26 protein-coding genes are annotated in these 24,053 nt (G+C 65.2%); 17 read left to right on the forward strand and 9 right to left on the reverse strand.

What is annotated here, in order from left to right; genetic code table 11:
* Positions 1-15: 15 nt before the first annotated feature.
* The 4 genes from cobU (at position 16) to BM171_RS12655 (ending at position 3,416) form a co-directional block, all read left to right on the forward strand.
* Positions 16-522, forward strand: coding sequence for a bifunctional adenosylcobinamide kinase/adenosylcobinamide-phosphate guanylyltransferase (gene cobU, locus BM171_RS12640; RefSeq protein WP_093012942.1), 507 nt, complete (start codon positions 16-18; stop codon positions 520-522).
* Positions 519-1,535: a nicotinate-nucleotide--dimethylbenzimidazole phosphoribosyltransferase gene (cobT, locus tag BM171_RS12645; protein WP_093012835.1), complete on the forward strand. Its 1,017-nt coding sequence runs from the start codon at positions 519-521 to the stop codon at positions 1,533-1,535. The genes cobU and cobT overlap by 4 nt, the downstream gene beginning before the upstream one ends.
* Positions 1,532-2,257 (forward strand): adenosylcobinamide-GDP ribazoletransferase, encoded by a 726-nt coding sequence (cobS, locus tag BM171_RS12650; RefSeq protein WP_093012838.1) that lies wholly within the window; start codon positions 1,532-1,534, stop codon positions 2,255-2,257. The genes cobT and cobS overlap by 4 nt, the downstream gene beginning before the upstream one ends.
* Positions 2,258-2,387: 130 nt before the next feature.
* Positions 2,388-3,416: an extracellular solute-binding protein gene (locus BM171_RS12655; RefSeq protein WP_093012841.1), complete on the forward strand. Its 1,029-nt coding sequence runs from the start codon at positions 2,388-2,390 to the stop codon at positions 3,414-3,416.
* Between the two features lie 55 nt (positions 3,417-3,471).
* On the opposite strand, the gene aac(6') is transcribed toward BM171_RS12655, so the two are convergent.
* The 4 genes from aac(6') to BM171_RS12675 form a co-directional block, all read right to left on the reverse strand.
* A complete protein-coding gene (aac(6'), locus tag BM171_RS12660; protein ID WP_093012844.1) occupies positions 3,472-3,930 on the reverse strand; it encodes an aminoglycoside 6'-N-acetyltransferase in 459 nt (152 codons plus the stop codon).
* Positions 3,931-5,586 carry an ABC transporter permease gene (locus tag BM171_RS12665; protein WP_093012846.1) on the reverse strand — a complete coding sequence of 552 codons (1,656 nt, stop codon included), beginning with the start codon at positions 5,584-5,586 and terminating at the stop codon, positions 3,931-3,933.
* 62 nt (positions 5,587-5,648) lie between these two features.
* Positions 5,649-6,692, reverse strand: coding sequence for a permease (locus BM171_RS12670; RefSeq protein WP_093012848.1), 1,044 nt, complete (start codon positions 6,690-6,692; stop codon positions 5,649-5,651).
* A gap of 14 nt (positions 6,693-6,706) precedes the next feature.
* Positions 6,707-7,033 carry an ArsR/SmtB family transcription factor gene (locus tag BM171_RS12675; RefSeq protein WP_093012851.1) on the reverse strand — a complete coding sequence of 109 codons (327 nt, stop codon included), beginning with the start codon at positions 7,031-7,033 and terminating at the stop codon, positions 6,707-6,709.
* A gap of 135 nt (positions 7,034-7,168) precedes the next feature.
* Here BM171_RS12675 and BM171_RS12680 point away from each other — a divergent pair, with 135 nt between their 5' ends.
* A complete protein-coding gene (locus BM171_RS12680; RefSeq protein WP_093012854.1) occupies positions 7,169-9,679 on the forward strand; it encodes a heavy metal translocating P-type ATPase in 2,511 nt (836 codons plus the stop codon).
* 11 nt (positions 9,680-9,690) lie between these two features.
* A complete protein-coding gene (gene cueR, locus BM171_RS12685; protein ID WP_093012857.1) occupies positions 9,691-10,080 on the forward strand; it encodes a Cu(I)-responsive transcriptional regulator in 390 nt (129 codons plus the stop codon).
* Here the strand turns inward: cueR and BM171_RS12690 are convergent.
* From BM171_RS12690 to BM171_RS12700, 3 genes are read right to left on the reverse strand one after another with little or no spacing between them, the layout of a single operon-like run.
* On the reverse strand, positions 10,077-10,871 hold the full coding sequence (locus BM171_RS12690) for an iron chelate uptake ABC transporter family permease subunit (RefSeq protein WP_093012860.1): 795 nt from the start codon (positions 10,869-10,871) through the stop codon (positions 10,077-10,079). The genes cueR and BM171_RS12690 overlap by 4 nt on opposite strands.
* Positions 10,871-11,629: an ATP-binding cassette domain-containing protein gene (locus BM171_RS12695; protein ID WP_093012863.1), complete on the reverse strand. Its 759-nt coding sequence runs from the start codon at positions 11,627-11,629 to the stop codon at positions 10,871-10,873. Before BM171_RS12695 ends, BM171_RS12690 begins: the two co-directional genes overlap by 1 nt.
* Entirely contained in the window at positions 11,626-12,141 is a 516-nt protein-coding gene (locus BM171_RS12700; protein ID WP_093012866.1) for a Fur family transcriptional regulator, read from the reverse strand. Before BM171_RS12700 ends, BM171_RS12695 begins: the two co-directional genes overlap by 4 nt.
* A 54-nt stretch (positions 12,142-12,195) precedes the next feature.
* Between BM171_RS12700 and BM171_RS12705 the strand changes: the two genes are divergently transcribed.
* The 10 genes from BM171_RS12705 (at position 12,196) to paaZ (ending at position 21,144) form a co-directional block, all read left to right on the forward strand.
* The gene (locus tag BM171_RS12705) at positions 12,196-13,248 is read left to right on the forward strand and encodes a zinc ABC transporter substrate-binding protein (RefSeq protein WP_093012869.1); all 1,053 of its coding nucleotides are present in this window, start codon (positions 12,196-12,198) and stop codon (positions 13,246-13,248) included.
* 162 nt (positions 13,249-13,410) lie between these two features.
* Positions 13,411-13,797: a 4-carboxymuconolactone decarboxylase gene (gene pcaC / locus BM171_RS12710; protein WP_093012872.1), complete on the forward strand. Its 387-nt coding sequence runs from the start codon at positions 13,411-13,413 to the stop codon at positions 13,795-13,797.
* On the forward strand, positions 13,787-14,515 hold the full coding sequence (pcaH, locus tag BM171_RS12715) for a protocatechuate 3,4-dioxygenase subunit beta (protein WP_093012875.1): 729 nt from the start codon (positions 13,787-13,789) through the stop codon (positions 14,513-14,515). Before pcaC ends, pcaH begins: the two co-directional genes overlap by 11 nt.
* A 3-nt stretch (positions 14,516-14,518) precedes the next feature.
* The gene (gene pcaG / locus BM171_RS12720; RefSeq protein ID WP_093012878.1) at positions 14,519-15,118 is read left to right on the forward strand and encodes a protocatechuate 3,4-dioxygenase subunit alpha; all 600 of its coding nucleotides are present in this window, start codon (positions 14,519-14,521) and stop codon (positions 15,116-15,118) included.
* A 162-nt stretch (positions 15,119-15,280) separates the two neighbouring features.
* Complete coding sequence (gene paaA / locus BM171_RS12725; protein WP_093012945.1) at positions 15,281-16,276, forward strand: 1,2-phenylacetyl-CoA epoxidase subunit PaaA; 996 nt, start codon at positions 15,281-15,283, stop codon at positions 16,274-16,276.
* Positions 16,277-16,342: 66 nt separating this feature from the next.
* Complete coding sequence (gene paaB / locus BM171_RS12730) at positions 16,343-16,627, forward strand: 1,2-phenylacetyl-CoA epoxidase subunit PaaB (RefSeq protein ID WP_093012881.1); 285 nt, start codon at positions 16,343-16,345, stop codon at positions 16,625-16,627.
* The gene (gene paaC / locus BM171_RS12735) at positions 16,627-17,475 is read left to right on the forward strand and encodes a 1,2-phenylacetyl-CoA epoxidase subunit PaaC (RefSeq protein WP_093012884.1); all 849 of its coding nucleotides are present in this window, start codon (positions 16,627-16,629) and stop codon (positions 17,473-17,475) included. Before paaB ends, paaC begins: the two co-directional genes overlap by 1 nt.
* 10 nt (positions 17,476-17,485) lie before the next feature.
* Entirely contained in the window at positions 17,486-18,001 is a 516-nt protein-coding gene (gene paaD / locus BM171_RS12740; protein ID WP_217646706.1) for a 1,2-phenylacetyl-CoA epoxidase subunit PaaD, read from the forward strand.
* Positions 18,002-18,014: 13 nt separating this feature from the next.
* Complete coding sequence (gene paaE / locus BM171_RS12745) at positions 18,015-19,091, forward strand: 1,2-phenylacetyl-CoA epoxidase subunit PaaE (RefSeq protein ID WP_093012890.1); 1,077 nt, start codon at positions 18,015-18,017, stop codon at positions 19,089-19,091.
* Entirely contained in the window at positions 19,081-21,144 is a 2,064-nt protein-coding gene (paaZ, locus tag BM171_RS12750; RefSeq protein WP_093012893.1) for a phenylacetic acid degradation bifunctional protein PaaZ, read from the forward strand. The genes paaE and paaZ overlap by 11 nt, the downstream gene beginning before the upstream one ends.
* Here paaZ and BM171_RS12755 read toward each other — a convergent pair.
* On the reverse strand, positions 21,136-21,735 hold the full coding sequence (locus BM171_RS12755; protein WP_093012896.1) for a TetR/AcrR family transcriptional regulator: 600 nt from the start codon (positions 21,733-21,735) through the stop codon (positions 21,136-21,138). The two genes, paaZ and BM171_RS12755, sit on opposite strands and share 9 nt — an antisense overlap.
* 13 nt (positions 21,736-21,748) lie before the next feature.
* Positions 21,749-23,059 (reverse strand): phenylacetate--CoA ligase PaaK, encoded by a 1,311-nt coding sequence (paaK, locus tag BM171_RS12760; protein ID WP_093012899.1) that lies wholly within the window; start codon positions 23,057-23,059, stop codon positions 21,749-21,751.
* Positions 23,060-23,398: 339 nt separating this feature from the next.
* Here paaK and BM171_RS12765 point away from each other — a divergent pair, with 339 nt between their 5' ends.
* On the forward strand, positions 23,399-23,998 hold the full coding sequence (locus BM171_RS12765; protein ID WP_342741996.1) for a LacI family DNA-binding transcriptional regulator: 600 nt from the start codon (positions 23,399-23,401) through the stop codon (positions 23,996-23,998).
* The last annotated feature ends 55 nt before the right edge of the window (positions 23,999-24,053 follow it).

A 24,053-nucleotide genomic window follows, 5' to 3' on the forward strand; every position in this document is an offset into this window, starting at 1 on the left:
CTTTCTCACGAAGACATGGGAAAGTCGATCCTGATAACCGGCGGTGCGCGCTCGGGGAAAAGCCTGCTGGCCGAGCGTCTGACGCTCGAGCTGGGGCGTCCTGCTATCTACATCGCGACCGCCGAGGCCCACGATGCGGAGATGGAGGCGCGCATTGCCGCGCACGTATCCCGGCGCGGGCCGGAATGGCGCACTGTGACCGCACCGCTCGACCTCGTCGGCGCGCTTGAGGAAAGCGACGGGCAGGGCCCGCGACTCGTCGATTGCCTGACGCTTTGGCTGTCGAACCTGATGCATGCGGAGATCGACTGGCCCGATGCGGGAGATGCGCTCGCGACGACGCTGTCGGCCCAGACATCGCCGGTCGTGATCGTCACCAACGAAGTGGGCGGCGGCATCGTGCCCGAAAATGCGTTGGCGCGGCGGTTCCGCGATGCGGCAGGCGCGATCAACCAGCGTATCGCAGCCGCCGCGGACGAAGTGCATCTCTGCGTTGCGGGTTATCCGATGAGAGTGAAATGACAAACGAGCTGATCTTTGACGACCTGAACGCGATTCCCGGCTGGGCGAAGACGCTGCCCTCCTTTGACGAGGATGCGGCGGAGGCGGCCAGGGCGCGGCAGGCCGAGCTGACGAAACCGCCGGGATCGCTTGGCCGTCTCGAGGAGATCGCTCTGTTCGTCTCGGGCTGGCGTGGCGATCCGAAACCGCGTCTCGAGCGCGCGCAGGCGCTGGTTTTAGCCGGCAATCACGGCATCTGCGCTCAAGGTGTGAACCCGTTTCCGCAAGAGGTGACCGCGCAAATGGTCGCCAATTTCGAAGCGGGCGGGGCCGCGATCAATCAGCTGTGCCGCGTTGCGGGCGCCGATCTGTCGGTGATCGCGCTGGAGCTCGACACGCCGACCGGGGATTTCACCGAAGGCCCGGCGATGCGCTTTGACGAGACGCTCGAAGCTATGGCGCGAGGTGCGGAAGCGGTCGATCCAAGCGCGGACATCCTCATCCTGGGCGAGATGGGCATCGGCAATTCCACGATCGCGGCGGCGCTCGCCGCGTCCGCCTTCGGTGGGCCAGCGGCGGATTGGGTCGGGCGCGGCACCGGCTCGGACGAAGGCGGCATGTCGCTGAAGGCGCGGGTGATCGAGGCCGGGCTCTCCCGCCACGAGGCAGCGGGACCGATGGAGCGGCTTGCCGCGCTTGGCGGTCGCGAACAGGCGGCGATCTGCGGCGCGGTCCTAGCAGCGCGCGCCGCGCGTATCCCGGTCATCCTCGATGGCTATATTTGTACCGCGTCGGTCGCACCGCTTGCAGCGGCGGAGCCCCGGCTTCTGGACCATTGCCTGATCGCTCATGCCAGCGCCGAGCCCGGCCATGCGCGGCTCTGCGCTGCGCTCGGCAAGCGGCCGATACTCGATCTCGGCATGGCGCTTGGCGAAGGGTCCGGCGCGGCGCTCGCGCTTGGCATCGTCAAAGGGGCCGTCGCCTGCCACAGCGGCATGGCCACCTTCGCCGAGGCCGGCGTCGCAGGCGGATGAGCCTCGCGCGGCGACGGGACGAGGCGCGGCTCGCCGTCATGCTGCTGACGCGGCTACCTGTCGGGACGATCCGGGGCGACGCGCCCGATCTGTCTGCAAGCCGATGGGCATGGCCGCTCGTCGGGCTTTTGACCGGCAGCATCGGTTGGGCGGTGATGGCCATGGCTTTGGCGGCCGACTTAGGTGCCTCTCTGGCAGCGCTCCTCGCGGTGGCGGCAATGATCATCGCCACGGGTGCGATGCATCACGACGGGCTCGCCGACAGTGCGGACGGTCTCTGGGGCGGTCATGATACGGCCCGCCGCCTAGAGATCATGCGCGACAGCCGGATCGGCAGCTACGGCGTGCTCGCTCTCATTTTTGCGGTCGGTCTCGAATGGCAGGCGATCATGGCATCGAGCGCCGTCACGTGGACAGGGTTCGCGCTGATCGCGGTTGCCAGCCGGCTCGCGATGATGATCGTGTCCGACCTCGTTCCGAACGCTCGCAGCGACGGGCTGGGACACTCTGCACACGGAGGCGGGCGGCATGCCTGGCTGCCGGGGGGCGTGGCTGCGCTTTTGCTTTGCATGGCGTGCGGCGGCTGGTTGGCCCTTCTCGTCATCGCGGCGATTGGCGCCGGGGTCGCGACCGTCGCGCGGCGGAAGATCGGCGGTCAGACCGGCGACATTCTCGGCGCGGTGCAAGTTCTGAGCGCGATTGGCGGCTGGATCGCGCTCTGATCCGGTAGGGCGATCGTGAAACCGATTACAGGGCCATTCGCTCCCGGCGCACGACATTTCCCGACAAAAATACTTTGACACCACGGCCGGGCGTGATACCCGATCAAAAGTGTCAGAAAATGAGGATATCATGACCAGCAAGATTCTTCGTTCCACGCTCGTTTCGGTGGCCGCGCTCAGCGTTGCCGCACCGGCATTCGCGCAGGACAATGGCGAGGTGAACCTCTATTCCTCGCGCCATTACGATACGGACGAGCGGCTTTATTCCGAGTTCGAAGAGCAGACCGGCATCACCATCAACCGCATCGAGGGCGATGCCGACGAACTCATCGCGCGGATGGAAGCCGAGGGCGAGAATTCCCCCGCTGACGTCTTCCTGACGGTCGACACCTCGCGCCTCGAGCGCGCGAAGGATGCAGGCCTTCTGCAAGCGGTCGACAGCGACGTTCTCGAAGAGCGCATTCCGGACCAGTACCAGGACAGCGACAACCAGTGGTTCGGCTTCTCGCTGCGCGGGCGGATCATCTTCTACGACAACGAAAACGTGGAAAACCCGCCGCAGACCTACATGGATCTCGCCTCGGACGAGTACGAAGGAATGGTCTGCATCCGCTCCTCCACGAACACCTATAACCAGACGCTGCTCGCCTCGATCATCGAGAACCAGGGCGAGGAAGCTGCGCGCGAATGGGCACAGGGCATCGTCGACAACATGGCGCGCGATCCTCAAGGCGGTGACACCGACCAGCTGCGCGGCATCGTCTCCGGCGAGTGTGCCATTGCGGTCGCGAACACGTATTATTTCGCCCGCGCCATCGCCAGCGACGTGGATGGCGTCTCGGGGAGCATCGACCAGATCGGCTGGGTCTTCCCGAACCAGGACAGCAATGGCGCGCACGTGAACCTCTCGGGCGGCGGCGTCGCGGCGAATGCTCCCAACCGCGACAACGCGGTGGCTTTCCTGGAATACCTCGCCTCCGACAGCGCGCAGGAATACTTCGCAGCCGGCAATAACGAATACCCGGCGGTCGACGGCGTCGAGACCACGGAAGCAGTGGACGAGCTGGGCGAATTCACGGCTGACGACGTCGATCTCTCGGCGGTTGCGAAACAGCTCCCGACGGCACAGCAGATCTTCAACGAGGTCGGCTGGGAGTAATCCCTGACTTCGGATGAGACGGACAAGCCCCTCGCGAGACATCGCGAGGGGCTTTTCAGTCTGGATCTCTCGTGATCCGCTGCCGGAAAAAGACGACCCGCTCGGTCTCCTCGAAGCCCGATGCGATGTGGAAGGCATGGCTCTCGCGATTGTCGATATGCGCGTCTGACGCCAGTTCCGTGCAGCCACGCGCCAACGCCCAGTCCCGCACGCCCGCGATCAGCGCGCGTCCGATGCCTGCACCGCGAAACGCGGCGTCGACGAAGATCCCCTCGAGAAAGGCGACCGGTGAGGTGTCGCATCCGTTGACGTGATCGCCGCGCAGCGTTGCCTCCGCGAACCCTCGAAGTTGCGCGGTTTCGCTCTCCTGGAGAAGCACCAGGCACGTCTCGGGTTGCCGGGTGAGCATCGCCTCTGCTTCGGCGCGGTGGATGTGGGGCGGCGTGTCGGTCCAGAGCCTCTGGCGCAGTGCGATCCACCCGCCGAGGTCTAAGGTAGTGGCCCGCCGGATCACCTAGCCATTCCGCCCCAGACGACGGATCAGCAGCACCACGGGCAGAAGCCCGATCGCCGCGATCACGAGGCTCGGCACCGCCGCTCCGTCGAGCCGTTCATCCGCCGCGAGCCGGTGCGCCTGCACGGCCAGTGTGTCGTAGTTGAAGGGCCGCAGGATCAGCGTCGCGGGCAGCTCCTTCATCACGTCCACGAACACGATCAGAAGCGCGGTCAGAAGGCTCGGCGACATGATCGGCAGGTGCACCCGCATCAAGGTTAGATACGGGCCTTTGCCCAAGGCGCGCGAGGCAGCGTCGTAATTGGGGTTCATCGCGGCTTGTCCGCCTTCATAGGCTCCGATTGCGGCAGCGAGGAACCGGATCATGTAGGCCGCGATCATCAGCCAGATCGAGCCGGTCACCAGAAGCCCGGTGGAAATGTCGAACCGGGCTTCCATGAAGGCATCGAGCGCGTTGTCGAAGGCCGCGAACGGCACGAGGAGGCCGACCGCGATCACGCCGCCCGGCACAGCATAGCCGATCCGCCCGATCTGCAGGACCGAGCGCGACACGCGCCCCGGTCGCAGGCGGGCAAAATATCCAAGTGCGATGGCTGCCAGCACGGTCAGTCCCGCCGCGATGGCAGCAAGCGTGATCGAGTTGGAAACGAAGCCGAGATACCGCTCCGACAACAGGGACTGGCCCGAGCCATGCGCCATCAGCGCCAGCGTCACGGCGGGGACCACGGCGCCGAGCAGCGTCGGAACAAGGCAGGCAAGGCTCGCGCCAAGAGCGCGCCAGCCGGTCAGCTCGATCCGGGGCAGGGCGCCGGGGCCGGATTTGCTGTAGAACCGCGCCGCGCCGCGGGTCTTGCGTTCGAGAAGCGCCAAAAGAAGCGCGGCGGTCAGAAGCCCGAGCGCAAGCTGCGCCGCGCCGGCGCGGTCGGCCATCGAGAACCAGCTCTGGTAGATACCGGTCGCGAAGGTCTGAACGCCGAAATAGGAGGCCGTGCCGTAATCGGCGAGCGTCTCCATGCAAGCCAGAAGCACGCCCGCCGCGATGGACGGCCGCGCCAGCGGGAGCGCCGCACGGAGGAAGGCCCGCACAGGACCGAGCCCCAGCGTTCGGGCTATGTTGAAAGGTCGCGCGCCCTGGCTGAGAAATGCGGCCCGCGCCAGAAGATAGACATACGGGTAGAGGACCAGCGTCAGCATCGCGGCTGCGCCGCCCGTAGACCGGATCTCGGGGAACCAATAGTCGCGCGGTCCCCAGCCCATCACCGCCCGCAGCGCCGTCTGCACCGCGCCGGGATGGTCGAGCAGGTCAGTGTAGGCATAGGCGAGAACGTAGGCCGGAAAGGCGAGGGGCAGGACGAGCGCTACTTCCAGGAGCCGTCTGCCTGGAAAGGCGCAGGCCGTCACCAGCCAGGCTGTGCCCGCGCCGATGAGGCAGGTGCCGGTCGCGACCGTGACCAAGAGGATCATCGTCGTCGTGATGTAGCGCGGCAGGACCGTCGCCCAGAGATGCGACAGCGTGTCGAGATTGCCGCCAAGCGCCGCGAGCACCACCGCAAGCATCGGCAGCAGAACGAGCGCGGCAATGGCATACCCGACCGCCGTGAAGGGAAGGGCGGAGCTGTCGCGTCTCGGGCGCGGAAAGGTCCAGTGGCGGGTCATGTCTCATCCGGGGGTAGCAAGGCGCGCGGAACCTCGCGCGAACCGGCCCGCAACGCAAGAGCTCAGAGCATGATCCAGCTCTGGAACAGGAGACCCGCCGCCAGCGCGCCCGAAAGCGACAGCGCGATATAAAGGGCGAACACGCGCGGTTTCACGAGCGCCCAGACCGCGATGGCCGCGGGCAGGGAGGTGACGCCGCCCGCGACGAGGAAGGCGAGCCCCGCACCCGAGGTCATGCCCTGCTCGATCAGCCCTCCGACGAGCGGCAGCGCTGCGTAGCCGTTGAGATAGGCCGGAACCCCGACGAGGCTTGCCAGCGCGATGGGCGCGATGCCGGTGCCGCCAAGGACGGAGGTGATCGTTTCGGCCGGGATATAAGTCAGCATCAGGCTTTCGAGGAGGAACGCCAGCGTCAGCCACTTGCCGAGGAAGAGCGTCGTCTTCACAGCCTCGCGGCCGAACTTCTCGCGCCGCTCGGTCTCCTGCCAGAAGCGCCAGACAACTGGTTTCGGCGCGCGGATCTTGGACCCGCCGCAGCCTCCGTTGCCGATATCGGGGCGGAGCGGATCGGCGAGACCGCCACTTGTCGTCAGCGCAAGAACGACGAGGCCGCCGAAAAGTCCAAGTCCGATCGCCGCGAAGGTCTTGGCCAGCGCGAACTCGAAACCGAGTACCCCGGTCGTCAGCACGAACATCGACGGATCCATCACCGGCGAAGCCAGCCAGAATGCCATCACCGCCGACAGGGGCACACCCATCGCCAGAAGTGCCGCGATGAGCGGGATCACTCCGCAGGAACAGAACGGCGAGAGCCCGCCCGCGAGCGCGCCGAGCAGGATCATCAGGACCGGCGCACCGGTGAAAGCCTTTGCGATGAGGTTGTCCGCGCCCGTCGCGACCGCCCAGGCGGCGATCCCGATGGAGAGCAAGAGGTACGGTGCGGTCTTCGCCAGCGAGGCCAGCGTGAATTCCGCAGACGCGAGCGCCTGCGGCGGTGAGACAATCGCGACCACCAGCAGCAGCAGGCCGGAGACAAGCCAGACGCTGTGCTTCTTCCAGAGAAGCGCGGCAGGGTTTTGCTTGGGTGTGGTGCTCAGATCGGTCATGTCGGTCCTCGAAATCAGCCGCTGGCTTTGGAGGGAAGCGGGGTGTTGGCGGGCAAGCCGCTGCAACATTCCTCGGTCAGGAAGGTCACAAGGCCAGTCACGGCGTCGAAATTCACCCGGTTGAGGATCTCGCGACCCTGCCGGTCCTGGGTCACGAGGCCGGCCTCGACGAGGCTCCGCAGGTGATGCGCCTGTGTGGACGGCGCAAGGCCGAGATGCGCGCCGATCTGCCCGACGCTGAGGCCGTCCGGGCCTGCGCGCACGAGCAGGCGAAAGATCGACAGGCGAGCGTCATGGCCGAGCGCGGCAAGTGCGAGAGCTTCTGGAGATGCGGTTGTCATGGATTCGTTATACCTAGTTTTCTAGTTTTGTCGATCCGTATTCGCCGCGCCCCGAATAAAATGCGTCTCGCCCCTTGAGCTTCCAGTGACTGGAAGCCTTATGTGACGACAACACGCCAGAGAACAGACCCGGACATGACTCGCACCGAACCGATCAGACTTGCCGTTGAGGGCATGAATTGCGCGTCTTGCGTGGGCCGCGTGGAGCGCGCGCTTGAGGAGCAGACAGGCATAAGCGACGTGTCTGTCAATCTTGCCGCGCAGAATGTCCAGTTCACGCCGGAGGAGCCCGCGCGCATCGCCGATGCGGCAGACGCGCTCAAGGCAGCGGGCTATCCGGCGCGCACCGCCTCGGTCAGCTTCGCGGTCGAGAAGATGTCCTGCGCCTCTTGTGTCGGCCGCGTTGATCGCGCGCTTGCCGCCGTGCCGGGTGTGACGTCTGTTTCGGTGAACCTCGCCACGGAAACGGCGCAGATCGACTACCTCGAAGGAGCGACGGACCCCGCGGCGCTGGCGCGCGCGGCCCGTGACGCGGGCTACCCCGCGACGGTGAAGAAAACGGCCGAGGGCGGCTCTGATCCCTCTGCCCGCCTGACCGAGGAAGCAGAGGCACAAAAGCGCCGCGCCGCCCTCGCCGCGGCGCTCGCGCTGCCGGTCTTCGTGCTCGAGATGGGATCGCACATGATCCCGGGCATGCATGGGCTGATCGCGAATACGATCGGTATGAAGGCATCTTGGATCGTCCAGTTTCTGCTGACGACCGTTATTCTCGCAGGCCCCGGACGGCAGTTCTTCGCGCGTGGCGTGCCGGCCTTGGCGAAGGGTGCGCCCGATATGAACAGCCTCGTCGCGCTCGGTGCAGGGGCGGCATGGGCCTATTCCACCGTCGCGACCTTCCTGCCGGGGCTTTTGCCCGATGCGGTCCGCGCGGTCTATTTTGAGGCGGCGGCGGTCATCGTTGTGCTGATCCTTGCGGGCCGCTGGCTCGAAGCGCGCGCAAAGGGACGGACGGGCGCGGCGATCCGCGCGCTGGTGGGGCTGAGACCGCAGACCGCGCGTATCCGGTCGGAGGGCACCGAGCGCGAGGTCGAGATCGATGCGCTTTCGGAGGGCGATCTGGTCGTCGTCCGTCCGGGCGAACGCATCGCCGTCGATGGGGACGTCGTCGAGGGCAGCTCCTTCGTCGATGAGAGCATGCTGACCGGCGAGCCCGCTCCCGTGGCCAAGACGGCCGGGGCAGGCGTCACGGGCGGCACGGTGAACGGCGCGGGACATCTGGTGTTCCGCGCGGCCCGCGTCGGCGCCGATACCACGCTGTCGCAGATCATCCGCATGGTCGAGGAGGCGCAAGGTGCCAAGCTTCCGATCCAGGGACTCGTCGACCGCGTGACGATGTGGTTCGTGCCCGCGGTCATGGCAGCGGCTGCTCTGACGTTTCTCGTCTGGCTGGTCCTCGGGCCCGAGCCCACGCTGACCCATGCGCTCGTCGCGGGCGTGTCGGTGCTCATCATCGCCTGCCCCTGCGCGATGGGCCTCGCGACGCCGACCTCGATCATGGTCGGCACTGGGCGCGCGGCCGAGATGGGTGTTCTCTTTCGCAAGGGTGACGCGCTGCAGGCGCTGTCCGAAGTGTCGGTGATCGCCTTCGACAAGACCGGCACGGTGACCGAAGGCAAGCCGCGCCTGACGGAGTTCGAAGTGACGGATGGGTTCGAGCGGGGCGAGGTGATGCACCTCGCGGCCTCTCTCGAGGCCTATTCGGAGCATCCCGTCGCTGCCGCTCTCGTCGAGGGCGCGCGGGCCGAGGGAGCCGAACCCGACGCTGTCGAGGAATTCGAGTCGATCACTGGCCACGGCGTAGCGGGTCTGGTCGGGGAACGCCGAGTGCTCATCGGCTCTGCGCGGCTCATGGTGCGCGAGGGTATCGGCACAGAGGTGCTTGCCGCGCGCGCCGAAGCGCTTTCGGAACGCGGGCGCACTGCGCTGTTCGTTGCGGTGGATGGCCGACTCGCTGCGCTGGTGGGCGTGGCCGATCCGATCAAGCCGACCAGCGCAGCGGCAATCGCGGCGTTGAAGGCAGAAGGCTTCGAGGTCGCGCTCGTGACCGGCGACGGCCGCTCCACGGCGGAGGCCATTGCTCAAGAGACCGGCATCGACCGGGTGGTCGCGGAGGTTCTGCCGGACGGCAAGGTCGCGGCGCTTGAAGAGCTGGGCGCCGGGCGCAAGATCGCCTTCGTCGGCGACGGGATCAACGACGCGCCTGCGCTCGCCCATGCGGATGTGGGCATCGCCATAGGCACCGGCACCGATGTTGCCATCGAGAGCGCGGACGTGGTGCTGATGTCCGGCGATCTGTCTGGCGTCGTCAACGCGACGCGCCTGTCGCGGATGACGATGCGGAATATCCGCCAGAATCTAGGCTGGGCCTTCGGCTATAATGCAGCGCTGATCCCGGTAGCGGCGGGCGTGCTTTATCCTGCCTTCGGGGTACTGCTGTCGCCCATCCTCGCGGCGGGTGCGATGGCGCTCTCCTCGGTCTCGGTGCTGACGAATGCGTTGAGGCTCCGGCGCATCGCTCCGGCGTTTCGTGACCGCGCGGCAGAGACCGGATCGCAGGCAGCCGCCGCGCCTTTGCCTGCGGAGTAGGGAGAGACGCTATGAATATCGGAGATGTCGCCAAACGGTCGGGCGTGCCCGCCAAGACCATCCGCTATTACGAGGAGATCGGCCTCATCCGCCCGAGGCGCAGCGAAAACGGCTATCGCGCCTTCGCTGACAGCGACCTGCACAAGCTGGCCTTCCTGGGCAGGGCGCGGGCGCTTGGCTTTTCGATCGAGGAATGCCGCACGCTTCTCGCGCTCTACGAAGATGACGGGCGCGAAAGCGCGCAGGTCAAGGCGGTCGCGGAGAGTCATCTGGCCGAGATCGACGCCAAGATCGCGCAGTTGCAGGCCATGCGAGAGACGCTGGCGCGGCTCGTGCGCGCCTGCCATGGCGATGATCGTCCCGATTGCCCGATCCTCGCGGATCTTGCACATTTGGACTAGCGTCGGGCGAGCGCCGGGCTGAGAAGGCTCGTAAGCGCAAAGACGATGGCGGCAACGCAGACGATCGACGGCCCTGCGGGCGTATCCAGCATGTAGGCGCCCGAAAGCCCCGCCACCGCCGAGACCGATCCGATAAGCGCAGCGATCAGGGCCATCGCTTCTGGGGTGCGCGACAGGGGACGCGCCGCCGCCGCGGGAACGATCAGCATCGCCGCGATCAGAAGCACGCCGACGACCTTGATGGCGACCGCGACTGTCACCGCGAGCGCGAGTGTGAGCACCATCTGTTCACGCTTCGGATCGATTCCGCTCGCATGGGCCAGATCGTCGTTCAGCGTCGTTGTCAGCAGAGCCGACCAGCGCCACGCGATCAGCCCGGCCACCAGCGACGCACCGCCCCAGATGACGGCGAGATCGGCCTTGGAGACGGAAAGGATATCACCGAAGAGATAGGCCATGAGGTCGATGCGGATGCCCGACAGGAAGGACACGGCGACGAGCCCGAAGGCCAGCGCGCTATGGGCCAGCACCCCCAGGAGCGTGTCCATCGCGTATCCGCGCCCGGAGAGCCGGGTCACCGTGACCGCCATGAGCAGCGCGACAGCGGTCGCACCGGCGAAGATCGAGATTTGCAGCGACAGCGCCAGCGCAACGCCGAGGATCGCCGCATGCGCGGTCGCATCGCCGAAATAGGCCATGCGCCGCCAAACGACGAAACTGCCAAGCGGGGCGGCCGCCAGCGCGACGCCAATCCCGGCCAGCGTGGCACGAACCATGAAATCGTCCAGCATTACTCCGCCGCCTCCGAGTGATCATGCGCATGGTCGTGGTCATGATCGTGGTCGTGCCGGTGTGTGTGCTCGTGACGGTAAAGCGCCAGCGCGCCGCCTGTGCCCGTGCCGAAGAGCGCGCGGTATTCTGGCGCGGAAGACACAACGTCCGGCGTGCCTTCGCAGCAGACATGGCCGTTGAGGCAGATCACCCGGTCCGAGGCTGCCATGACGACGTGCAGCTCGTGGCTGATCATCAGCACCGCGCAGCCCGTCTCGCGGCGCAACTCCTCGATCCGGCGGTAGAAGGCTGCGGAGCCCGGCTGATCGAGCCCGCGCGTCGCCTCGTCGAGAAGGAGAACCTGCGGCCGGTTCGCCAGGGCGCGCGCCAGAAGCACGCGCTGGAATTGCCCTCCCGAGAGAGCGGACATCTGCTGGTCCTCGAGACCCTGGACACCGGCCCGCTCGAGCGCGGCACGCGCTTCGGCGCGGCTGATCCCGCCCGGCAGGCGGAGGAATCGTCCGACCGGCATCGGCAATGTGGGGTCGATATGCAGCGATTGCGGAACGTATCCGACGCGCAGCCCGGGCTGGTGACGCACACGGCCCTTCGAGGGCGCCGTCGCCCCGATCAAAGCGCGCAGCAGCGACGTCTTGCCAGACCCGTTCGGCCCGACGATGGTGACGATCTCTCCGGGTGCGATGGCAAGGCTGACATTGCTGAGAACCGTTTTCGCGCCGTAGCGGATGCTGACGCCTTCGGCCGATATGAGGCTCATGCCTTGTCTCCGTCCGCGCAGATCGGGCAAAGCCCTTCGGCTTCGACGACCGTCCGTTCGATGGTGAAGCCGGCGGCCTCCGCAACCGCGTCGAGCGCGCCGCGATCCGGCGTGGCGCGGGCCTCGGCGACGGTGTCGCAGACGCGGCAGATCATGAAGGCGGGGACGTGGCCGTCGTCGGGATGGGCGCAGGCGACAAAGGCGTTGAGCCGCTCGATCCTGTGCGCGAGCCCGTTGCTGACGAGAAAGTCGAGAGCCCGATAGGCCACGGGCGGCTGCGAGCCGAAGCCCGCCTCGCGCAAACGGTCGAGGATCTCGTAGGCGCCGAGCGCGCGATGCTCCTGCGCGAGGATCTCGAGCACCTTCCGCCGCACCGGTGTGAAGCGCAGCCCTTTTTCGTCCGCGCGCGCCTCTGCCGACGCCATCGCGCTGGCGATGCATTTGCGGTGATCGTGGGATGCGAACCCGACAGGATCGAGATCGCTGGATTTCTCTGAGCTTCTGCTTGGCATGTTATCTTATAACGTATATCGGAGTGTCTGTTACAACATCACAGGAGCTGTCCAATGTCCATGACCCGCGCCGCACTTCTCGCCGCAACCTGCCTGTCCGCCGGTGCCGTCCGGGCCGATGTGCCGAATGTCGCCGTCGATATCGCGCCGGTTCATTCGCTCGTCGCGCAGGTGATGGCGGGTGTGGGCGAGCCGGACCTGATCGTGGCGCCCGGCGCGTCGCCGCACGAGTATAACCTTCGGCCCTCGGAAGCCTCGGCACTGCAGGACGCGGATCTCGTTATCTGGATCGGGACCTCGCTGACGCCTTGGCTTGCGGATTCCATCGACACGCTCAGCCCCGAGGCGCGCAAGCTGGAATTGCTCGACCTTCCGGAGACGGAGACGCTGCCGATTCGCGAAGGCGCGCTTTTCGATGCACATGATCACGGGCATGGGGACGCGGAGGAGCATGAGCACGGCGACGAGCATGCCGGGCATGACCACGATGACCATGACCACGATCACGCCGACGAACACGACCACGATCATGCGGAAGAGCACGAGCATGACGACGAGCATGCCGGGCACGATCATTCCCATGATCACGGTGGCGTCGACCCCCATGCCTGGCTGTCGCCCGAGAATGCGAACGCCTGGCTTACGGTGATCGCGGATACGCTGAGCGAGGCGGACCCGGAGAACGAAAGCACCTACCGGGACAATGCGACGGCCGCGCAGGATCGGCTGGAGACCCTGACCGAGGATGCAGGCTCGGTCCTTGACCCCGTCCGGGATCAGGAATTCATCGCGTTTCACGATGCCTACCAGTATTTCGAAACGGCCTTCGATGTCACGGCGGCCGGCGCGATCTCGGTCAGTGACGCCTCTGATCCGAGCCCGGCCCGCGTCGAGGAGATCCGCTCTCGCGTCGCCGATGCCGGCGTCGCCTGCGTTCTCGCAGAGCCCCAGTTCAACCCCGGTCTCGTCGCTGCCGTTGCGGAAGGAAGCGAGGTGCGGCAAGGCGTGGTCGATCCGATGGGGTCGTCCTTCGAGCCTGGCCCGGATCTCTACGGTCAGATGATGACCGCAATGGTGGACGCATTGGCCGAATGCCTCGGCAACTGATCCGGCTTTCGGGGCCCGGCGAGATTGCCGTTTCGTCGCCGGGCCCCATCCGCTAACCTTCTGTGAAAAGGCGAGGATAGGCCGAATGAGCGCCGTCCTGCCTGAAGATGGCATTCGGCTTTCGCATCTCTTGCCGGGTCGCTTGCCAGAGGGAGGACGAGGATGCCGGATCGCTACCAGACAGGCATGAGAACGCGGCGTGAGGTCTTGGGCGATGCCCATGTCGATCGCGCCGAAGCGGCGAAGACAGAGTTCGACGCCGAGTTTCAGGAGCTCATCACGGAAAGTGCCTGGGGGCGCGTCTGGGCATCGGACGCGATCTCGCGCCGCGAGCGGTCGATGCTGACGCTGGCGCTTTTGGCGGCGACGGGCAATTTCGACGAGATCCCGATGCATATCCGCGCGACCGCGCATACCGGCGCAAGCAAAGAGGACGTGATCGAAGCCTTCCAGCATGTCGCGATCTATGCGGGCGTGCCGCGCGCCAATCATGCGATCAAGCTTGCCAAGGCAACCTATGCAGAAATGGAGGCCGGCGATGAGCGATAACGGCGTGCTGATGCCCCGCCGCCGGGAGGCGCATCCCGACGCCTATTATCCTGACTACAAGACCTCCGTGACGCGCGCGCCGTCACTGCCGCTCTTGTCGATGGAAGCGACCCCGTCCGAAGAGACCGGTCCACGCTTCGGGCACGGCCTCATCGGCGCGCTCGACAACGATCTCATCCGCAACTACGCGACAGGCGAAGGGCTTGCGATTGGCGAGCGGATCCGCGTGCATGGCCGGGTTCTCGACGAGACGGGACGGCCGGTGCCCGAGACGCTTGTCGAGATCTGGCAGGCCAATGCGGGTGGGCGCTATCGTCATGTGAAAGATAGCTACTTCGCGCCGCTCGATCCCAATTTCGGCGGGTGCGGGCGGACGCTCACCGATGCGGAGGGGCGCTACGAGTTCATGACGATCCGTCCCGGCGCGTATCCCTGGCCGAACCGGGCGAACGATTGGCGGCCCATGCACATTCATTTTTCGATCTTCGGTCATGCGTTCGGGCAGCGGCTGATCTCGCAGATGTATTTCGAGGGCGATCCGCTCATCGAGCGCTGTCCGATCGCGGCGACGATCCGGGATCGCAGCCAGCTCGATCGTCTCGTCGCCCCGCTCGATATGCAGAACTCGCGGGGGATGGACTACCTGGCCTACCGGTTCGACATCGTCCTGCGCGGGCGGCGGCAGACCATGTTCGAAAACAAGCCCGAGGGGATGTAAGCGATGGCGCAGACACTCGACGTTCTGACCGAGACACCCAGCCAGACAGCCGGTCCGTACGTCCATATCGGCTGCATCCCGAGTTTCGCGGGGCTCGAGGGCGTCTACCCCGAGGATCTGGGGACAAGTCCGATCTCAGATGGCGCGAAGGGGGAGATCGTCACCATCACGGGCTCGGTCTATGACGGCACCGGCTGGGCGCTGCGCGATGCGATGATCGAGAGCTGGCAGGCGGATGCGGCGGGGCGCTTTCCGGGGCAGGAGGACGCGGATCCGAACGTTTCCGGCTTCTGCCGGTTCGCCGCCGACAAGGAGAGCGGTGAATTCACGCTTCGGACCGTGAAGCCGGGTCCGACGAAAGGTCGAAACGGTTTGGTCTTCGCACCGCATATCGCGCTCTGGATCGTCGCCCGGGGGATCAACACCGGCCTGCAAACGCGGATCTATTTTGAGGACGAGGACAATTCCGCCGATCCTCTCTTGGCTCGGATCGAGCAGCGTCCGCGGGTCGAGACGCTGATCGCCAAGAAGACGAGCGCGGGAGCTTATCGCTACGATATCCGGCTTCAGGGGACCGGCGAGACTGTCTTCCTTGATCTGTGAGGCACGCGGGACAATCGTTGACCGGTCGGTCGGTTTATGCTAATTCATTGACCGGTCGGTCGGGGAATGGCGGAGAGCCGCAACCTGACCTGCAAGGCGAGACGGCTTGGCAAATGGACGCTGGCGCGCCCACAGCCCTTTGATTGGAAGCGGAGCCAATTCATGTACGCGCAGATGGTGAAATCGGACGGCCCTTCGGACGCGGAGCTGAGTCCGGAAGAGCGCGCGTTCCAGGCGCGGATCGACGCGGGCGAGAAGATCGAACCGAAGGAATGGATGCCCGAAGGCTATCGGAAGACGCTGATCCGGCAGATCGGTCAGCACGCCCATTCGGAAATCGTGGGACAGCTGCCCGAGGGCAACTGGATCACTCGTGCGCCCACGCTGGAGCGCAAGGCGATCCTGCTTGCCAAGGTGCAGGATGAAGCCGGGCACGGGCTCTACCTCTATTCCGCCGCCGAGACGCTTGGCGTGAGCCGGGACGAGCTCTTCGAGAAGCTCCATTCGGGGAAGATGAAATATTCCTCCATCTTCAATTACCCGACGCTGAGCTGGGCGGATATGGGCGCGATCGGCTGGCTCGTCGATGGTGCCGCGATCATGAACCAGGTGCCGCTACAGCGCACGTCCTACGGGCCCTATGCCCGTGCGATGGTACGGATCTGCAAGGAGGAGAGCTTCCACCAGCGGCAGGGCTATTCGATCATGATGAAGATGGCGCGCGGCACCGAGGCCCAGCGCGAGATGGCGCAGGATGCGCTCAACCGCTTCTGGTATCCCTCGCTGATGATGTTCGGCCCCTCCGACAAGGACAGCGTGCATTCGGCGCAGTCGATGGCGTGGAAGATCAAGATGAACACCAATGACGAGCTGCGTCAGAAGTTCGTCGACGAGACCGTGCCGCAGGCTGAATATCTCGGGCTCACCGTGCCGGATCCGGATCTGTCCTGGAACGAGGATCGCGGGCATTACGATTTCACGCAGCCTGACTGGGACGAGTTCTTCGAAGTGCTGCGCGGCAACGGTCCATGCAACGAGGAACGCCTCGGCGCGCGCGTGAAGGCCTGGGACGACGGCGCCTGGTTCCGCGACGGGCTGAACGCCTATGCCGACAAGGCCGCGGCCCGTCGCTTGGCGGCCAAAACCGCGGCGGAATAGAGCGATGAACCTCGCGCGAGCGGCGCGATGGCACGTTCCGGCTCTGACGGGAAAGGAAGGCGAGGCATGAAGAAAGAATGGCCCCTCTGGGAAGTCTTCATCCGCGGTCAGCACGGGCTGAACCACCGCCATGTCGGCAGCCTGCACGCGCCCGATGCGGAGATGGCGATCAACAATGCCCGCGACGTCTATACCCGCCGCAAGGAAGGCGTTTCGATCTGGGTGGTGCCGTCGTCCGAAATCACCGCGTCGAAACCGTCCGACAAGGGCCCGCTCTTCGATCCGGCGGAGGACAAGGTTTATCGTCATCCGACCTTTTTCGACATCCCCGACGATGTGGGTCATATGTGATGCCATCCTTGCCCGACATGACGACGCCGAAGGTCGAGACGCTGGGCGGCGGGACGGGCGTCGAGCAGGATCCGCATGTGTCGGACGCTGCGCTGCGCGCGCCATTCTTCGACTGGCTCTGCCGGATGGGGGACAACACACTCATCCTGTCCCATCGCCTTTCGGAATGGTGCGGCCACGGACCCGCGCTGGAAGAGGATATCGCGCTCGCCAATACCGCGCTCGATCTCATCGGGCATACGCAGATGTGGCTGGCGCTGGCCGGTGAGGTCGAAGGGCAGGGGCGCTCGGCAGATGATCTGGCTTACCTGCGCGATGTGATGACGTTCCGAAACGTGCAGCTTCTGGAACTGCCGAACGGCGACATGGCCCGTACCACGATGCGGCAATTCCTGTTCGATGCCTTCCACGCCGCGCTCCTGGAAAAGCTTTCGGGATCGACAAGCCTGCGCGTGGCCGGGATCGCCGCGAAGGCGCTGAAGGAGGTGACCTATCACCTTGAGCGGTCCTCCGATCTCGTGGTCCGTCTGGGCGACGGGACGGAAGACAGCCACGCGCGCATGCAAACCACGCTGGACGCGTTCTGGCCCTACACGGGCGAGATGTTCCTCGGCGACGACGTAGACGCGGCGATGGCCGAGGCCGGGATCGCACCCCCACCCCAAGATCTGCGCCCCGAATGGGACCGCGTGATCCGCGAGGTTCTGGACGAGGCGACGCTCGCCATCCCCGAGCGCCGGGCGGACGTGCACAAGGGCGGCAAAACGGGCCGGCATACCGAACATCTGGGCTACATTCTTGCCGAGATGCAATTCCTGCAGCGCGCCTATCCGGGCGCGAGCTGGTAGGCGCATGAAAATGACGTCGCCCACAACCGAGGAAGTCTGGGACTGGTTGTCCGAAGTGCCGGATCCGGAAATTCCCGTCATCTCCGTAACCGAGCTCGGTATCGTGCGCGAGGTGCGCCGCGAGGGCGATACCTTGGTGGTCGCCGTGACGCCGACCTATTCGGGCTGTCCTGCGACAGCGGTGATCGACCTCGAGATCGAGGCGAAGCTGCGCGAGAAAGGGGTGACGGATCTGCGTCTCGAACGGCGGTTGTCGCCGCCCTGGACGACCGACTGGATCGCCTCCGAAGCGCGCGACAAGCTGCGGCGCTACGGCATTGCACCTCCTGTGGAGGGCACGGCCTCTGGCGGTCTGATGGCGGCACGGGCTGCCCGCCTCGCGGGCAGCTCCAACCTCTCGGTCGCATGCCCACGATGCGGCTCGGCGCGCACGGAGAAGGTCAGCCAGTATGGCTCCACACCGTGCAAGGCAGCCTATCGCTGCACCGACTGCCTCGAACCCTTCGATTATTTCAAGTGCATCTGAGGAGGGGTGCGTCATGGCCCGGTTCCATCCGCTCGACGTCACCGAGGTCCGCAAGGAGACCCGCGACGCGGTCGTCGTCACCCTGAAACCGCGTGACAGCGATGCTGACGCCTTCGCATTCATCCAGGGCCAGTATCTGACGTTTCGCCGCGAGATCGGTGGCGCGGAGCTGCGCCGATCCTATTCGATCTGCGCGGGCCTCGATGAGGGATGCCTGCGCGTCGGGATCAAGCGCGTCGAGGGCGGTGCGTTCTCGACATGGGCGAACGAGGAGCTGCGGCCAGGCGACACGCTCGAGGCGATGCCGCCGATGGGGCGCTTCCACGCGGCGCTCGATCCAAGCAGGGATCGCAGCTACCTCGGCTTTGCGGGCGGCTCGGGCATCACGCCGCTGCTGTCGATCATCAAGACGACGCTCGCGCGCGAGCCCGGCGCGCGCTTCACGCTTGTCTACGCCAACCGGCAGGTCTCCAGCATCATGTTTCGCGAGGAACTCGAGGATCTGAAAAACACCTATCTCGGGCGCTTCTCGGTGATCCATATCCTCGAAACCGACGGGCAGGAGATCGACCTCTTCATCGGCCGGATCGACGCGGAGAAGATGGAGACACTGTTCCGGCTCTGGATCGATGTGGAGAGCGTCGACATGGCGTTCATCTGCGGGCCCGAGCCGATGATGCTGACGATCGCCGACAGCCTGCGCGCCCACGGCCTGAGCGACGAACAGATCAAGTTCGAGCTTTTCGCCGCAGCGCAACCCGGCCGCGCCAGGACGCGTGCGGTGTCTCGCGACGCCGCACGGGCGAAGACCGGCTGCGAGGTGAAGGTCACGCTGGACGGCGCGACGCGCAGTTTCGTGATGCCGAAGGACGGCACGCGAATCCTCGATGCGGCAATCGCGGCTGACATGGATGCGCCTTTCTCATGCAAGGCCGGCGTCTGTTCGACCTGCCGGGCGCGGGTGCTGGAAGGCGAGGTCGAGATGGCGGTGAACCATGCGCTCGAGGATTACGAAATTCGCGCGGGATACGTGCTGTCGTGCCAATGCGTGCCGCTCTCGGACAAGGTGGTGCTAAGCTATGACGAGTGACGCGCCACGCCGGCTTGAAAGCTTTCTCGAAGGCGCGTGGCGGAGCGGCGCCGGGGAGGGCAAACCGCTCGCCCATGCTGCAACGGGCGATATTCATGCCCGGATCGGGGCAGAGGGGCTCGACCTTGCCGCGGCGCTCCAATGGGGGCGCGAGGTCGGCGGCGAGCGGCTCCGCGCGCTGACCATACATGAACGCGCGCTAATGCTGAAGGCCGTGGGCCTTAAGCTGATGGAGATGAAGGAGGAATTCTACGAGGAGAACTTCGCCACGGGCGCCACTCGCAAGGACGGCTGGATCGATATCGATGGCGGCATCGGCACCATGCTCAGCTTCGCGTCGAAAGCGCGCCGCGAATTGCCGAACGCACGCGTTCTGCCGGAAGGCGATGTCGAGCCACTGTCGCGCGACAGCACTTTTTCCGCGCAGCATATCCTGACCCCGCTGACCGGCATCGCGGTCCATATCAACGCGTTCAACTTTCCCGTTTGGGGGATGCTTGAGAAGATCGCGCCGGCCCTCATCGCAGGAATGCCGTGCCTTGTGAAACCGGCCTCGCAGACGGCGTATCTGACCGAACGCGTCACGCGCAGGATCCTCGAGATGGACATTTTGCCCGAAGGCGCTTTGCAACTTCTCTCCGGCTCTGCCGGTGACATGCTGGATCATGTCACGGGGCAGGACGTCGTGACCTTCACGGGTTCCGCCGCCACCGGGCAACGCCTTCGCGCGCATCCTGCGATTATCGCCAATGCGACGCGGTTCACGATGGAAGCGGACAGCCTGAACGCAACGATCCTCGGGGAAGATGCCGTGCCGGGCAGCCCGGAGTTCGAACTGTTCGTGAAAGAGGTCGTCCGCGAGATGACCGTCAAGGCCGGCCAGAAATGCACCGCGATCCGGCGCATCCTCGTCCCGAAAGCGCTTGAGGACGCGGTTGCCGCGGCGATCTCCGACCGACTGGCGCAGACGCCCATCGGCCTGCCAGATGACGAGCGCGCGCGCATGTCGGCTCTGGTCGCCCTCGATGAGCGGGACGCCGTGCGCGCCAAGGTGGCAGAGATCTGCTCGGAGGCGGAGATCCTCTGGGGCGATCCTGACAAGGTCACGCTTGTCTCGGGCGATGCCGACCGGGGCGCATTCATCTCGCCGGTACTGATGCGCGCGGGCGATCCGATGGGCGCGCGTGCCCCGCACGAGGTCGAGGCATTCGGCCCGGTCGCAACGCTGATGGCCTATGAGAGCGCGGAGGACGCGGTGGCGCTGGCGCGGAAAGGCAAGGGCTCGCTTGTCTCCTCGCTGTTCACGAACGACACGCGCCTTGCGGGCGAGATCGTCACGGGCCTCGCGCCGTTTCATGGCCGCGTCCTGATCGGCAATCGGACCTCGGCCAAGACGTCGACGGGCCACGGTTCCCCGCTCGCGCCGCTCGTCCATGGCGGACCAGGCCGCGCAGGCGGCGGCGAGGAGATGGGCGGTATGCGCGGCGTGACCCACTTCATGCAGCGCACGGCGATCCAGGGCGCGCCCGACTTCCTGTCAGCGGTCACAGGGGTGTGGTCAGAGGGCGCAAGGGTACGCGAGGACACGCATCCATTCAGAAAGTCGCTGTCAGAGCTTCGGCTCGGCGACCGGGTCGTGACAGATACGCGAGAGATCACCGAGGCGGATGTCGAGCATTTCGCCACGTTCACCGGCGACACCTTCTACGCGCATATGGACAGCGCGGCTGCGCGCGTGAACCCGTTCTTCGAGGATCGCGTCGCGCATGGCTACCTGATCGTCTCGTTCGCGGCGGGGCTTTTCGTCTCGCCAGAACCCGGGCCGGTCCTTGCCAATTACGGTATCGATAACCTGAGGTTCCTGACGCCGGTCTATTTCGGTGACAGTCTCGGCGTCGTGCTGACCTGCAAGGCGATCAATCCGCGCGAAGGCTCGGAACATGGCGAGGTGCGCTGGGACTGCGTTGTGCGAAATCAGAAGGGCGAAGCCGTGGCGATGTACGATGTGCTGACAATGGTGGCGAAGAACTGGCCCGAGGCGGCCTCACTCTAACCCGTCGACGCCGCCCAAAATCAGCGAGGTGGCGAGACGTCCGTAGTCCTCGCGGCTGATCGCCCTGTCCTCGCGGAACCACATGTAGACCCAGTTCAGCATCCCGAAGAGCGACAGCGCCACCGGCATGGTGCGCGGCGCGTCCGGGCGGTCGAGATCGGGACGGATCTCGCGGAGCGTTTCCGTGAAATGGCGCACGACACGGCGCTCGACGTTCTTGATGCGGTCCATCTGTTCGTCCGAAAGCGCGGGGCCCGCGTTGAGCTGCACCTTGTGCTGATCGTCCGCGCCCCGATAGGCATCGAGAACCACGAGGATGAGCCGCTCGAGACGGGCGCGCGGCGCGATGCCATCGCGCGGGACTTGCGACAGCCGCAAGTCGATCGCTTCCATATGCGTGTGAATGATCGCGAAGATCAGCGCATCCTTGGATGGATAATAGTGATAGAGCAACGACTTGGAGACCCCCGCCTCGCTCGCGATCTGGGACATGGACGCCTTGTCCATGCCTTGCGTTGCGAAGACATTCGCGGCGACGAGCAGAAGGCCGTGCCGTTTCTCGTCGAAATCCTGTGCGCGGGTGCGGGCCATGGCGTGGTCTCTGTCAGTCGCGGGGGCGCTTGTCGACCACGCGTTTCGCCTTGCCTTCCGAGCGTGGGACCGCACCCGGATCACGGATCTCGATCCGGGCGGTGATGCCGATCACCGACTTGACGTGATGGGCGAGTTCCTCGGCAGAGGCCGCACGGGCCTCGGGCGCGGCGGCGTCGCCGGTGGCCTCCACGTTTACGATCATCTCGTCCATACGGCCCTCGCGGATAAGCTCGATCTGGAAGTGCGGGGCAAGGCCACGACATTTCATGAGCTGCTCTTCGATTTGTGTGGGGAAGACGTTGACGCCGCGCAGGATGATCATGTCGTCGGATCGTCCGGTGATCTTCTCGATCCGCCGCATCGAGCGCGCGGTGCCCGGCAGGATGCGCGAGAGATCGCGAGTGCGATACCGGATCATCGGCAGCGCCTCTTTCGTCAGCGTGGTGAAGACAAGCTCGCCGATCTCGCCGTCAGGCAGAACCGCGCCGGTCTCCGGGTCGATGATCTCGGGATAGAAATGATCTTCCCAGACATGCAGACCGTCTTTCGTCTCAACGCATTCATTGGCAACGCCCGGCCCCATGATTTCCGACAACCCGTAGATGTCGACCGCATGCATGTCGAAGGCGCGTTCTATCTCTTCTCGCATGGAATTGGTCCAGGGCTCCGCGCCGAAGATACCGACCTTGAGCGAGCTGTCCCGAGGATCGAGACCCGTGCGGCGAAACTCGTCGAGGATCGAGAGCATGTAGGACGGCGTGACCATGATGATGTCGGGCGCGAAATCTGAAATCAGGGTGACTTGCCGCTCGGTCATGCCACCCGAGACCGGCACCACCGTGCAGCCAAGCCGCTCGGCCCCGTAATGCGCGCCGAGGCCGCCGGTGAAAAGGCCGTAGCCATAGGCGACGTGACAGATATCACCGGGCCGTCCGCCGCTCGCGCGGATCGAGCGGGCCATGCAATCGGCCCAGATGTCGACATCCTTCCTTGTGTAGCCGACGACCGTGGGCTTGCCCGTCGTGCCGGAAGATGCGTGGACCCGAGCGAGCCGCTCACGGGGCACGGCGAACATGCCGAAAGGGTAGGTGGCGCGAAGATCTTCCTTCACCGTGAAGGGAAAGGCCGCAAGATCCGAAATCGTCTTGAAATCATCGGGATGTGCGCCGGCAGCATCGAAACTCTGCTTGAAGAACGGCGAGTTCTCGTAGGCGTGGCGCAACGACCATGCGAGCCGTTCTTCCTGTAGCGCGGTGATCTCGTCCCGGCTCGCGATCTCGATCGGATCGAGACTGTCCTTCGGTGGTGTCAGATCCTTCATGCGCTCCTCCCTTGCCGGGCACGCGGGCCGCGGCACTCCCAAGGATGACGTTTTCATAAACCGTCCGGTCGGTCAATAAACTGACATCGCCGGAATCTTGGTGATGTTTTGTGGCTTTCGGGCGGGATGCCGGATGCGGGCCTCGCCTCCAGGGATATGTGACGGCTCAAGATCGAAGAGGCCCCGCGAACGGCTTGGATTGGCGAACGCGCCAAGCGACTTGGCATCCCGTGCGACATCGGCTTAGCAAGTTGACACAAACCGCGCGCGCCGACACTATATACTTGTCGCGCGTAAATAAATTGGAGGCGCCTGATGCGGCCAGAAAAGGTGAGAACGATGGAGGAGCTGGCGTCCGTCAGCGGCATCTCACGCCCCACGCTCTCCAAGTTCTTCAACGATCCGCAATCGGTCAGGAAAACAACCCGTGCGCGGATCGAAGAGGCCCTTGAACGCTACGATTACACGCCCAATGTCTACGCTATCAATCAGAACCGCCAACTGACACGCAATATCGGCATCGTCGTGCCGTTTCTCGCCGACCCGTTCTTTGCCGAAGTTGCGCGCAACCTTGAACTCCTGTGCAGCGATGCAGGGTTCAATCCGATCCTTCTCAGCTCGCATGGCGATCCCGACCGGGAAGTTGCGAACCTCGAAAGCCTGAGAGGCATCCGGCCCGCCGGTGTGCTCCTCGCGCCGATCGGGCGGCGCTCTCATCGCGACGCGCTGTCGGAGCTGTGCGACGAGCTGGCCACCGTCCTGTTCGACTGCGATGTCGAAGATGTCGGCGATGCGATGTTTGGCTCCAAATACTCGCAAAGCACTGATATAATGGTTGAATATCTGTGTCGAACCGGAGAGCCGCCAGCGCTTTTCGAGATGGCGCGAGCGCCGAACCCCTGGAGTGCCCCCACTGAAGTGGTCCACGAACTGGGATAGTTTTATCCCGATGTCAGGAGGACCAGAGAGATGGCTGGAAAGCGAGACAAGCCCG

Source organism: Roseivivax halotolerans, assembly GCF_900115815.1.
In the GTDB taxonomy this organism is placed as follows: Bacteria; Pseudomonadota; Alphaproteobacteria; order Rhodobacterales; family Rhodobacteraceae; genus Roseivivax; species Roseivivax halotolerans.